9 protein-coding genes and 1 pseudogene are annotated in these 12,597 nt (G+C 35.7%); 8 read left to right on the forward strand and 2 right to left on the reverse strand.

Going from position 1 to position 12,597, the window contains the following annotated elements; all coding sequences use genetic code 11:
- Nucleotides 1-14: 14 nt before the first annotated feature.
- Together V179_RS26930 and V179_RS0102735 are read left to right on the forward strand one after the other, a co-directional pair.
- Nucleotides 15-1,001 (forward strand): annotated as a pseudogene (locus tag V179_RS26930) (acrylyl-CoA reductase family protein).
- A gap of 199 nt (nt 1,002-1,200) precedes the next feature.
- Nucleotides 1,201-1,785, forward strand: a complete 585-nt coding sequence (locus V179_RS0102735) for an NAD(P)H-dependent oxidoreductase (RefSeq protein ID WP_028390165.1) — start codon at nt 1,201-1,203, stop codon at nt 1,783-1,785.
- 345 nt (nt 1,786-2,130) lie between these two features.
- Here V179_RS0102735 and V179_RS0102740 read toward each other — a convergent pair whose 3' ends face one another.
- On the reverse strand, nt 2,131-2,343 hold the full coding sequence (locus V179_RS0102740) for a hypothetical protein (protein WP_028390166.1): 213 nt from the start codon (nt 2,341-2,343) through the stop codon (nt 2,131-2,133).
- Nucleotides 2,344-3,368: 1,025 nt separating this feature from the next.
- On the opposite strand from V179_RS0102740, the gene V179_RS0102750 reads away from it, so the two are divergent.
- The 6 genes from V179_RS0102750 to V179_RS0102780 all read left to right on the forward strand — a co-directional run bounded on the left by V179_RS0102750 (nt 3,369) and on the right by V179_RS0102780 (nt 10,866).
- Nucleotides 3,369-3,821, forward strand: a complete 453-nt coding sequence (locus tag V179_RS0102750; RefSeq protein WP_028390167.1) for a JAB domain-containing protein — start codon at nt 3,369-3,371, stop codon at nt 3,819-3,821.
- Nucleotides 3,822-4,315: 494 nt separating this feature from the next.
- The gene (locus V179_RS0102755; RefSeq protein ID WP_028390168.1) at nt 4,316-5,653 is read left to right on the forward strand and encodes an ArgE/DapE family deacylase; all 1,338 of its coding nucleotides are present in this window, start codon (nt 4,316-4,318) and stop codon (nt 5,651-5,653) included.
- A gap of 576 nt (nt 5,654-6,229) precedes the next feature.
- Nucleotides 6,230-7,591, forward strand: coding sequence for an MFS transporter (locus tag V179_RS0102760; protein ID WP_028390169.1), 1,362 nt, complete (start codon nt 6,230-6,232; stop codon nt 7,589-7,591).
- An 808-nt stretch (nt 7,592-8,399) separates the two neighbouring features.
- On the forward strand, nt 8,400-8,579 hold the full coding sequence (locus V179_RS30950) for a hypothetical protein (RefSeq protein ID WP_028390170.1): 180 nt from the start codon (nt 8,400-8,402) through the stop codon (nt 8,577-8,579).
- A gap of 711 nt (nt 8,580-9,290) precedes the next feature.
- Nucleotides 9,291-9,797, forward strand: a complete 507-nt coding sequence (locus V179_RS0102775) for an RNA polymerase sigma factor (RefSeq protein ID WP_028390171.1) — start codon at nt 9,291-9,293, stop codon at nt 9,795-9,797.
- Nucleotides 9,784-10,866 carry an anti sigma factor C-terminal domain-containing protein gene (locus tag V179_RS0102780; RefSeq protein WP_028390172.1) on the forward strand — a complete coding sequence of 361 codons (1,083 nt, stop codon included), beginning with the start codon at nt 9,784-9,786 and terminating at the stop codon, nt 10,864-10,866. The genes V179_RS0102775 and V179_RS0102780 overlap by 14 nt, the downstream gene beginning before the upstream one ends.
- 827 nt (nt 10,867-11,693) lie before the next feature.
- Here the strand turns inward: V179_RS0102780 and V179_RS0102785 are convergent.
- Entirely contained in the window at nt 11,694-12,452 is a 759-nt protein-coding gene (locus V179_RS0102785) for an SDR family NAD(P)-dependent oxidoreductase (protein WP_028390173.1), read from the reverse strand.
- Nucleotides 12,453-12,597 lie beyond the last annotated feature (145 nt).

A 12,597-nucleotide genomic window follows, 5' to 3' on the forward strand; every position in this document is an offset into this window, starting at 1 on the left:
AGATGATTAAGAAAATGAATACTTTTCAAGCAATGGTGCTCGATAAAATTGGTGATCAAACTAAGCTAGAAATGAAACAATTGAGCATGGATGATTTACCAGACGGGGAAGTAACAATTCGCGTAGCTTATTCTAGTGTGAATTTTAAAGACGGTATAGTGTCCATCCGAAATCAGTTTGTAGAGTCCTATCCTTTAGTGCCAGGAATAGATTTAGCTGGAACGATTATTGATTCAACAGATGAACGATTTAAAACAGGTGATGAAGTCATTGTGACTAGTTATAAGTTAGGAACAGGACATTTTGGTGGATTTAGCGAAATGGCACGTGTACCTGCAGAGTGGGTTGTTCCTCTTCCAAAAGGATTGTCTTTAAAAGAAGCCATGATACTTGGAACAGCTGGGTTTACCGCAGCATTATCCGTTCAAAGGCTTGAAGATAATGAATTGGAACCTGGCCAGGGACCAGTTTTAGTAGCAGGTGCTACAGGTGGAGTGGGCAGTATTGCAGTCAATATCTTGGCTAAAAGAGGGTATGAAGTGGTCGCTGGTACAGGTAAATCTAATGAAGAGGCCTATTTAAAAGGATTAGGGGCTAAACAAATTTTGAATCGTCATGAAATAATAGATACAGATCAAACACCAATTCGTGAAGAAAAATGGGCTGGTGCTATCGATCCCGTTGGTGGGAAAACTCTTCAATATATATTAAGTACCTTGAAATATGGAGGGTCTGTAGCTACATGTGGTTTAACAGGTGGGATAGGAGTGTCCACAACAGTTCTTCCTTACATATCAAGAGGAGTCAATTGGCTTGGTATTGACTAGGTTGAATGTCCAATGAATAAGCGCTTAAAGGTTTGGAATCGTCTTGGGGATGATTTAAAACCAACAACGTTAAATGAAGACCTGGTAAATGAAATTTCATTAAAAGAGCTTCCAGGAGTATTAGCTGATATTTTAGAAGGAAAAGTACGTGGAAGAACGCTTGTTAAACTATAAAAAGCTCAGTTCAAATGACAACATAGAGATACAAAGTTTTGATTTGAGCATGTATGTTTTAATGTAATCATTTTTTTAACTAGTATCTAAGCAGGGAATTACATTTTTTCTCTCATTGTTCATGATTATTTAAGAAATGTCTAATACTAGTATTTGATGAAGCTTGTTAGCCAAATAATATACTCGGAGGTTATTTGAAATGAAACATCTGATTGTTTATGCACATCCATACCCTGAAAGTTTAAATCACGCGATTTTGGAAGCAACAGTGAATACATTAAAAAAGAATGGTAATGAGGTTGTTGTTCGTGATTTATATGCACTTGATTTTCAACCTGTCCTGAAACCAGAAGATACAGCCGCTATGAAAGCAGGAAATACACCTAATGATATTAAAACGGAACAAGAATTTATTGCTGAAGCAGACGTTATAACATTTATTTACCCTATTTGGTGGACAGGTCTTCCAGCAATTTTAAAAGGATACGTAGATCGAGTATTTGCATTTGGATTTGCTTATTCTGCTGGGGAAGAAGGTACAATTAAGCTATTGAAAGGTAAAAAAGGTCTTATCATCAATACTCATGGTCATCCCAATGAGGTTTACGATGAGATGGGTATGACAGCAGGTCTGAAAGTCACTTCTGACACTGGAATATTTGATTTTACTGGAATTGAGCCTGTGGACCATTTACTATTCGGAAGTATTGGATACCTTGATGAAGAAGCATATAAAGGCATGTTAAAGAAAGTGGAAGATACAATTAATTCCCATTTCTCATAAACATATACAAATATTGAAAAGGATTTTATGTCACTAAACTGGGAGCTTTTCCGCAATATTTTAATTTCTGAGTATTGTAAACCGATCTTCCATTAAAGGGCGCGTTTGTGAAATAAAGAAAGCCCAATTTCTCGTTTATAATACTGAGGAATTAGGCTTTTAACATTATTAAATGGTCTGATAACCACGTACTTTAAAGCTTGCACATACATGATACCGGATGCAGCTCCTTTTTTTGTTGCCACAAAAGAGGTACCAGTACATATAAGACGGGTTATATGTACTCTGTTCTTTTCAAAAGTCTCTGTTAAAGTTTTTTCTAAATTCTAATAAAAAAGTATCCGATTAATCGGATACATACTTAAGGATTCCTTGTAAATAAACGGAGTATTCTCGCTGCACATACTCTCTTAATTTAATTTTTCCTTCTCTCTCTAATTCTTTAACTAATTCTTCAATCTTATTTTCATCTTCTTTAGTATTCTTGGGAATTTCTAGTGAAAATAAATTACCTTGATGCGCACTCTGAAGCCTTTTTAATAGTTTCTCTTTATTCATTGAGGTATCCCCTTTTATCAACTCTTAGCAAAAATAAAAACCTAAATGTTGCTCTGAATAATTATATTCAATTAAACTTATAAGAAAAGGGAGAATGAGAGTTTATTCTTGTTATCAATGAGAATCTGTTACATGTCCATTTTAATTCATTATTTTTCAGGAAGGTTCATTTAAATGGCATCGATTATCGTTACTTGAGTTATGTAATACCTTTACTAGCAGATGTGCAAGATTGTTATTTATCCTTATTGTCACTGTCAAGAATCAGTTGTTCTTTACGGTTAAGAGCAAGGGTACCTGGTGAAAGTAAATCTTAGTTATGACTAAATAAGCTCCCTTGCTCAATATCAATATATTTCACGTTATATTCATTTGTGATGCTCGAGTAGTCTTTAGGTGCGGTTTTTCTTTAGATGGTTTTATAGATAAAGGCTTCAAGCATACTTCGGGCGGCAGCACTACAGCATTAAATGGCCCGATAACCACGATTTGTACGGCTAGCGCCTACATTCCGTAGGTTCCTGTTTGTTCCATTTGCGGTTCCCTCCATACCGAACGAACCGAAGTACTGAAGATCAAAGAGATAAAGACGAAAGGAATGCAGCCATCCGGCTGCTTTTTATTTTATTTTTCCCTTTTGCCTTCCGAATCGTAAAACAGCGCAAGGCTTCTAATCTTCTGGCCGGCAGGACACCCGAACCTTTCCGGCCAGAAGCCAAGAAGCCTAGTCAATCGGTCAAGGGGCACAAAACTTTTTTATTAAAAACGCTACACAACATAAAAAACTTTTGCGCTCAGATCGCCCTTGACCCATTGCCTATGCGTGTTTTTCGTTCTACTTGCAAAAGGGGAAAAATAGTCCCCCTTTGGGGAACAAACTTCGCTTCGAAAGACAAAAGGAAAAACTTAAAACCCCAAATTCATTAAAGAAAAAGCCTTTAGGAGGAGGGACAAGTCCAAAAGGCCAGACCGAAAATCAATGGAGAAGAAATGTACAAAATCACAACCACAAAGGAGTGTTTTAAATGGCATTAACCCCAATTATTGAAGTAGTACGAATAAAACAGGAAATCAGGGAATCATCAGAGTTTTCATCTTATCGGATTGCATCACCAGGAGATGCACAAGAATTAGCAGTTTCATATATTGCAGATGAAGAAGATAGAGAAGTATTTCTTGTGATGATGTTAAACACCAAAAATCAAGTTATCGGGCTTCATAGAGCATCAATTGGGAGTTTGAACGCAAGCATTGTCCATCCAAGGGACGTGTTGAAAAGTGCTGTTCTAAATAATGCGGCTTCTATCATAGTCGCTCATCAGCATCCAAGTGGAGATCCCACTCCTAGCCGAGAAGATATAGAAGTAACGAAGCGATTAGCAGAAGCGGGGAAAATTATTGGAATTGAAGTCCTTGACCATGTGATAGTTACCCATACTGGAAAGCATGTCAGCTTGAAAGAAAAGGGTTATCTTTAAAATTAACTAACAGGCAAAGGGGACTTTCCCCTTTGCTTGAAAGGAGAAATTCATAATGAACGAGAATGAGAAAATTAGTGAATGAAAGGATATGAAATCCGCAGCCGATTTTCAGTGGGGGAAATACGACAATTTCTGTATTTTATAAGTTTTTTTGAGCATTAGGATACCTCTCACGATAGAACGGGATAGGGGGTAGAAAAAATGTTCATTACATATGAGCTGTTTTGCAAAATACCGCAGCAGTAAAGTCTTTTACATGCTAAATTCATACATTGTAACTCAGAAATGATAAACTTTAATATTTTTAAAGTATTAAACCTTTCGAAATATGTATTTTAAATAATAAAAAAGCCATGGTACATTTATTTTAAGGAATATTCGAAAGGGTAAAAATATTCAGAATAATGTCTTGTGCCCTATCGAATATAAGCAAAAGCAACAACTGGAATAGCCTGCTGCATAAAAAACTTAAACGACTGGAGGAATTTTAAATGGCAACTGTTTTATCAAATGGAGTACGTGAAAAGGTAAGCACATACATGAAAGAAAATCGTGAAGAGTTAATTAAGGGGCTTCAAAAATTAATCCAAATCCCAAGTGAAACTGGTTATGAAGGGCCGGTTCAGGAACATATTAAAAATGTTATGTTAGACCTTGGTCTTGAAGTAGATACATTCGAAGCAGATCCAGTGAAAGTAAGACAGCATCCGGAATATACGGAGTCAGATGTAGAACGTAAAGTTGGTTTTAAGAACCGTCCGAATGTTGTTGGGAAATGGACTGGATCAGAAGATGCACGGTCACTTTTACTTTTTACACATGTTGATACGGTACCGGTTGGGGATGAGATCCACTGGAATTACCCGCCAACTGAAGGTGTAATTGAAAATGGACTTATGTACGGAAGAGGAACAGCTGATAATAAAGGCGGATACGGTTCTATCCTTTCTGCACTGCAGGTTATTAAAAATATGGGTCTAAAGCCAAAAGGAAATATTACAACCATTTCCGTTGTTGATGAAGAGGTAGGCGGAGCCGGCGGAGCTGTTGCAATGGTTCAATACCTTGAAGAACAGAATTTTAAAGCAGATGCATGTATTTATCCGCATCCATTAACAACTGGTGCAGGTCCACAAATTGCTTGTGCAGGCGGATTGATTTTTAAAGTAAGAGTGACAGGTGTGGCCGCTCATAACTTAAACGGACAAGTTGGTGTGAATGCAATCGGCAAAGCGATGAAAATATATGACGCTTTAGTTGAACTGGACAATAAACGCGTAGAAACTGTCAGCTATGCTCCGTTTGAACGTTATTTCGCCGCTTCAGATATGCAAGTCCGTTCAAGTAATTTAACACCTGCAATGATTAATGCTGGTGAATGGGCATATAAAGTTCCGGCTGAATGTGAATTAACTGGAACAATAGGCTACCCGCCAAATGAAACACTTGAAGAAGTGAAAGCACAGATTGAAAACGCAATTAAGGAAATTGCGGCTATTGATGAATGGTTATCTAAAAACCCGCCGGAAATTTCTTATGAATGGCATACAAGCCCAGCGGAGATCAGTCCAGACCATCCATTTGTGCAAATGGTCAAATCAAATATTGATGAAGTTGTTGGCAGAACAACGGAAATATATGGAATGCCTACATTCAGTGATATCCGCTTCCCGCTTATTTATATGGATATGCCAGCAATTATTTATGGACCAAAAGGCGGCAACCTGCATGGCGCGGATGAGTGGGTAAATATTCAAGATTGGTTAGACTGCGTTGAAACGAACGTTCTAAACATTTTAGAATGGTCAGGTTTTGAAGAAGCTAAATAAATTAGAATTTATTAGATTAAATTTTATGGGTTCCCAGCTGAATACCTTTTTATAAAAAAGGATTCAGCTGAGAAGAATCCTTTAGAACACATTTTATTTTTCATTAAAGATTATTCGGAAAAAAATCGGTGACTAACAGATAGAAACTTCGTCAATGGAGTAAATAGCCAGCAGCCGAATATTTAAGGATTTATTGAGGAAATTTCTGAACAATGTGAAAACACTCTTCCTTATATATGCCTGCTAAGATTAGATGAGGTAATATTACCAATCCTAATTACCTTAAACCATAATGAAATCCCAGAACAAGAAACCCTCTTATGCTAGAACACATAGGAATAATAGTGAAGATACCCATCTATACCAGATCAATGAATAAGAATATAAATTTAAAATATATTTTTTCGCCGACACTTTTCGGAATATTTCCTATTATCAGAAATATCGAAAATCGTTGTAAAATATTAACAGATGTAATGGGATTTAAAGCAAATTAGAAGTTTAATTGTGCAATCTTTTATTGGAGTCATAAAGACAACTAAGTAATTGATTGTTCGGCCAAGAGGAGGATAAAAAATGGCGAATATTGGAGCTAGAATTGAGCGGATCCCTGATAATAAGTATAACAGGAAGATGCTGATAAGGACAGGATTCGGTAATACATTTGATTCAATGGATATCGCAATGGTTGCTTTCGTATTACCATCTTTAATTGGTCTGTGGAGTTTAACTTCCGAGCAGGCTGGAATTTTAGGAAGTTCTGTATTAATCGGTTACTTTTTTGGAGCATTTTTCTCCGGATGGCTTGGCGATAAAATAGGCCGGAAAAAAGTCATCATGTATACACTTGTCATTTATTGCCTTGCAACCTTGGCGAGTGCATTTGCGGCTGAATGGGAACATTTCTTTTGGATGCGAGTAATTGCTGGTATTGGTACAGGTGGTGAAAGCGCTATCTTAGCGCCGTATTTATCAGAATTAATTGCAAGCAGATATCGCGGAAAATATATTGGCGCATTGACAGGGTTCCACTCTTTTGGTTATGTAGCAGCAGCGGTTATTGGTTATTTTGTTATTCCGATGTCTGAAGATTGGGGATGGCGTATTGCTCTCATTATCACTGCACTGCCAATCTTTTTAGTTCTATACTGGAGAAGAACATTACCTGAATCTCCTAGATGGCTTGAATCTAGCGGCAGATTAGAAGAAGCTGAGAAAGAAATGAGCAGAATGGAAGCAAATGTTGAGAAGTATATCGGCAAACTTCCAGAGCCAACTGAATTTGTACAGCCTCCAAAAGCAAAAGGCAGCTTCTTTACACTTTGGAACAAAAAGTTTGTGAAAAGAACAGTTATGGTTTGGATTCTCTGGTTCTCTGTAATCTTTTCTTATTATGGTTTCTTTACATGGCTTCCGACCCTTCTTTATAATGAAGGATTTGAAATTTCTAAATCTTTTATGTTTTCGATTCTGATCTATCTTGCACAAATACCGGGTTATTTTTCTGCAGCCTTTTTAAATGACAAGATTGGCCGGAAAAAGGTTATCTGCGCGTACCTAGGATTAGGAGCGGTTTCAGCCTTATTTTTAAGCCAAGCAGACACATCAACAACCATTATTATAGCAGGATTTTTCACATCACTGTTTATGGTAGGCGGAATGGCAGGTATGTATACGTATACACCTGAACAATACCCGACGATTATTCGCTCAACAGGTACAGGTTCCGCTTCCGCATTCGGAAGAATTGGCGGATTATTAGCACCAATCTATATTGGATTTATGTATCCAATCTATGGTTTTATCGGTGTATTCTTAATGACAACAGGTGTTTTACTAGTAGGTATGTTATCTACCTTAATATTAGGAGAAGAAACGAATTCTAAACCGTTAGATGACTTGACAGCGGATGATGATGACATTAATAAAGTAGGATAATTGAGTAGGAGGGGGTGGATAACCCCCGACCTCTCACACCACTGTACGTACGGTTCCGTATATGGTGGTGCTTCCCTGTAGGTCTGTGAGCTAGATACCGCCGTAGTTCGGCATAGCGTATTTCAGAGAGCATATTTTTACTCTACGCCACTCACACCATCGTTTGGATGGTACATAGTTTTCCCTATGTTGAGGTTTTAGACCCGTACATCCGGGTATTTGTCAGTTCCTTTCTCGGAACGATTCTCACCATATCCAGTTTTTCAGCCGCCCGGCATATTCGTTGGCATAGCTTTTCAATAGAATGGCTTCAGCCTTCGTTTCGCCGACTCCACCTGTTCTTCAGACCTCATGACCTGGCAGCCATAAAGCACCGCAAAATTTACAGCCTTTTCCGTTTTGAAAATTATCTAAAGTTCTTTCTAGTATTTTGTCAGGATGTTTAGGACACCTGTATTTTATTGGAGTCTTGCTATTGATATAAATGCTTTGGAATAGGTATAACCTCTATGTTCAAAGTGTTCTTTAACATCGTTAAATTCTAATTTTTTTTCCATATTTATTTACACCTCATAATAATTATCAATAGTTATACTTGACAATTTAGTTAAAAATATACTTATTGGAAGTCAGATTAATAGGATGAGGTATGCTTGCATCTTACTGCAGGATTTTTGTTGAAATTTTGAATTTAAAAAGGAATAAGTTCTGAACGTGTCATAAGGAGAAATCTTGTAATGATTCGTCGATTTCGTCTTGTGTAATTCCGATATATCGTTTAGTAATGGACGGGGCGGCATGGTTAAAGATGTTCTGCAAGAACGAAACATCAACAAAGGAATTCACTGATCCTCCTAGAGAATTAATATTTACTTCTTTTGGAAAATCAGAAGGTGGGGCAAAAGTAAACGAAGATGAAGTTATACAAGTAAATGTAAAATGGGATAAATTTGAAGAGTCATTTGAACTGCATAATAAAAATAAGTAGATTTGTTTAACTAATGGGGGATTTAGTGAAAGAAGAATTTGCATAAAACATCCCTTTTTTATGAATCAACCATGTATAAAATCATGTATAAACGATAAAAATGGACCATTTGGAACCCCTTGAGCGCCAAGGGGTTTTATAGTTCGGAAGTTCCGGAAATTGACTTTATGTTAACTAGATTTGTATATGGTATTCATGTGATACTTTAAGGACTTGTTCAATTAAAGGGCCATTTAATGGAGTAAGATGATTTGAATATAGAGTAGTACTTTAGCAAAAAAAGCGATTCGTTAAACATGGATAAAATCTCTGCTTTCAGATAAAATGTAGAGATTTTTGGTGTTTTAATATACTCAGTTAAATGAGTAAATAAACGGTGGTTTATTCAAGGATGAGATTTCTTCGCTCCCCTTTTGTACTAAAAACGTTGGGTTTGTACAAATAAGGCTCTTTGATAAGTTCTGTATGATAATCCTCGAAGTTTATAGTTATTTTTCATCTTCATTTACCACGATATGAGATAATTTCCTTCTATAAAGTCCAAATAATCATATATAAAAAGGCTTTACTCCCCAAATTAAAATAAATAATCTAGAATTCTTTTAAAAGAACTGTATACTTTTTGGCTTTTCATTTGTTATATATGTAAGTTAAATAATAACGTTATTTTTTAGCTAGGCTAAAATGCATGACAGTAGAAGTTGGTGAAACATGAAAAATGGGGCCATAGAAGATTTTCTAATAGATGAAGCTAAACTGGTTTATAAATATCTTTTGAAAATGGGGGCTTCAAAAGAAGATGCCGAAGACATTTTGCAAGATACCTTATATAGAACTATAAAAAACATTGATTCTATTCATGAAGATAAGGTTAGAGCTTGGCTTTTTAAGGTTGCCATTAATAACTACTACAATCTTTATAGTAAAAAGAAGACAATGGTTCATCTTACTTCTGAGCAATTAGAGATGATAAAGCCATCAAGTAATAGTGCAGAAGAAATATATTTGACCGAACAAAACAAGAAGGAGCTAATGAGTGCTTTAAATGAATTAAAACCAGCGTATAAGAACTTGTTAATTTTGAAGTATTACATGGATTTATCTTATAAAGAAATAGCAAGCATTTTGGAGACAAGTGAACAAAATATAAAAGTTTATCTTTACCGTGCAAGAAATACTTTCAAACACATTTGGGAGGGAAATCATGATGAACAATAAAGATAACAAAAACGGTGATATAAAAGATGAAAAAGAACTGGATGATTTATTTGATCATCTAAAGAAAAATAAATTGAAAAAGGCAATAAAAAAAGCAAAATGGCAGTCTATTCTAAGAAATGTGTTAATCAGTTTAGGAGTTTTAGTAGTCTTTTTCATTGGCGGTTCAATAGCCAATAGAAACTTAGTTTACAAACTAGAAGCGCCGACCCAAATTGCCGTATCCGACTTTAATGAAATTTCAGCTCCTAATAAATATATTGGGAAAATAGATCGGTACCATGGTGTTCTCGGTGGTAAAAATAGTTTTACAACCTATAAAATTATCGAAGGAAAAGTAGTGTATACAGGTGAAAGTGAATATAGTTATGGTTTATTTCAAGACTATAATGGCAATCTAATTGGAAGTGAAGCACCAAGTATTATAGGTACAAGTTATGATACCGAAGATCTGGATAGACAAAAGTACAATGAGTTAGGACAAAGAGAAATGATCTTCTTTTATCCTTTCGTTGATTATCCTCAATATAAAAATGATTTGCATCTATTAGATCAGATTGAAGCCAATAAGAATATGGAGATCGCTTTGTCATTTGATCAATCTTATAGTATGGATAAAGTTCGCGACAAGCTGCCTAATGATGTTACATTATCGTGGTATTGGATTGATGATTTGAACGATGAAGAAAAAGAAGAAAGTAAATCTATTACGATCACTCAAATAGATGATAATGGAGAACAAAAAACCGAAGAGACCAACTTTTCAAGGATTCGTTCTGAGAAAACCGTCTATGGGATTAAAGCGTTAGATGCGAGCAATGTAAGGTTAGAAGAACCATTACAACATTTTATTTGGGCATTAAAAAATGGAAGAGAATACGATACTAGATTTAAGGGGGAATTTGATCGGGTTTATAACAATTTGCTTGGACAGGATGGAAAATTGACTAAAGATGATATTAGGGTATTTGGGGTAGTAGTTACTGGTGATGCCGAAACCTTGAAGAGTCTGCGAGGATTACCTTTTATTAAAGCTTCATCAATAGGAGTCATTACAGATAAATTTTAGAAAAGTACGTAGATAATGATAAATGGGATGAACAAGAACGATTATTCATTAAGAATGGTCGTTTTTGTTTAATAAAAATAAGATGATAACAACAGGTGCCCTCTTATTATAGTTTTTGACTTCTATAGTATTTTACTTTTTGTAGCTTAATTGGATGCCCGTAACAAATGAGAATATATATATATCAAAGCTACAAAAGGAATTCAATATGTGGATTTAAAATAAAGTCACGATGTTTGCAAAAAAAGTTACGATGCTTTACCTCTTTGGAAGTTATTTAAAGGGTTGTTCCACAAACGGGCCAGATTGTTGAATAAATAATTATTGATTTTATATTAAGTAAGGTGAACCGTACCATAAGTAAATGAGGTTTTTTATTGTTTGGTACTTCCAAAATAAAAAAACAATATTAATCTAGACTTCGGAAATTTAGAAGATTGGGGTATAAATGGGCTAATAGGACTTGATATCTTAATGAATGGAAAGTTTCTAATTGATTTAGAAGAATTAGAATTGTTTCAAAGATATGTATGTAAACAAAGGGCCACATTGTCTATGGCATTTTAATCTTTTATCCATCGGTAAATAGTCATACACAAATAAGCATAGAATTTTGAGCACACTATAAGCCGATGGATAGAGAAAGCATGAAGCAGCTTCCTGATAAGGCTCCGCACAATGCTTATACATTTGCACGGAGCTAAGTTTTCTACTAAATATTCTAAACCGGATAGTCATCATTGAGAGCACCTTCCTACCGGTTATATTATCTTAGGATTACAAGAATGTACTCAGAAATGACGACCCGTGCCTGATAATTCAATCGCTTATAAAGTTAAACCACCATCTACAAGTGCAATGGAACCAGTCATATAGCTTGCTTTGTCTGATGCTAAGAACACAACCATTTCAGCAAGCTCGTTTGGATCAGCATAACGGCCCATTCTCATATTTGAAATCTCTTCTGGGAAGTAACCGTCTTTTTCAAACTGTTCAGCGACACTTGCTGTTAAAGCTGTTTGAACGCCGCCTGGGCAAAGGGCATTAATACGAATTCCTTTTTTCGCATACTCTAATGCGGCTCCTTTTGTTAAACCAATAACGGCATGCTTGCTTGCAGAGTATACAGCTACACTATGTTCAGGACGAATTCCTGCAGTCGAAGCAGTGTTAATAATCGAACCGCTTCCTTGAGCTTCCATCACTTTTAACACATGTTTCAATCCAAGCCATACGCCTTTTACATTGATGTCCATAATCCGATCAAATTCGGATTCTTCAACGGTTGTGAATGGTGCGAACTTTTGGATAATGCCTGCATTATTAAAAAATATATCAATACGTCCATATGTTTCGACGGCTTTATTTACATAGTTTTGCACATCTTCACTTTTCGATACATCAGCTTGAACGAAGATTCCTTCTCCACCTTGCTCTTTTACAAGCTTTAATGTTTCTTCCCCTGTCTCTTTATTAAAATCAACTAAGACAACAGTTGCCCCGTTGCTAGAAAGTTTCAAACTGCTTGCTCTTCCAATGCCACTTCCTGCACCAGTGATAACGGCAATTTTATTTACTAATTCCATGTTCATTTCCCCTTTGTTTAAGATTTCTTACATCACCTATTTTATTGCTGATTAAGAATCAATTATTGTATTATCTTACGGATAATAGTATTTTTTTAATGTGAAAAATAAATAATGTAACTGATTATAAAAACGGATGGAGTTG

It is taken from the genome of Bacillus cihuensis (assembly GCF_000504145.1).
In the GTDB taxonomy this organism is placed as follows: domain Bacteria; phylum Bacillota; class Bacilli; order Bacillales; family DSM-1321; genus Peribacillus; species Peribacillus huizhouensis.

Excerpts from the sequence above, each read along its gene's own strand:
- V179_RS0102735 (WP_028390165.1), top strand. The coding sequence starts at position 1,201 with ATGAAACATCTGATTGTTTATGCACATCCATACCCTGAAAGTTTAAAT.
- V179_RS0102740 (WP_028390166.1), bottom strand. The coding sequence starts at position 2,343 with ATGAATAAAGAGAAACTATTAAAAAGGCTTCAGAGTGCGCATCAAGGT.
- V179_RS0102750 (WP_028390167.1), top strand. The coding sequence starts at position 3,369 with ATGGCATTAACCCCAATTATTGAAGTAGTACGAATAAAACAGGAAATC.
- V179_RS0102755 (WP_028390168.1), top strand. The coding sequence starts at position 4,316 with ATGGCAACTGTTTTATCAAATGGAGTACGTGAAAAGGTAAGCACATAC.
- V179_RS0102760 (WP_028390169.1), top strand. The coding sequence starts at position 6,230 with ATGGCGAATATTGGAGCTAGAATTGAGCGGATCCCTGATAATAAGTAT.
- V179_RS30950 (WP_028390170.1), top strand. The coding sequence starts at position 8,400 with ATGTTCTGCAAGAACGAAACATCAACAAAGGAATTCACTGATCCTCCT.
- V179_RS0102775 (WP_028390171.1), top strand. The coding sequence starts at position 9,291 with ATGAAAAATGGGGCCATAGAAGATTTTCTAATAGATGAAGCTAAACTG.
- V179_RS0102780 (WP_028390172.1), top strand. The coding sequence starts at position 9,784 with ATGATGAACAATAAAGATAACAAAAACGGTGATATAAAAGATGAAAAA.
- V179_RS0102785 (WP_028390173.1), bottom strand. The coding sequence starts at position 12,452 with ATGGAATTAGTAAATAAAATTGCCGTTATCACTGGTGCAGGAAGTGGC.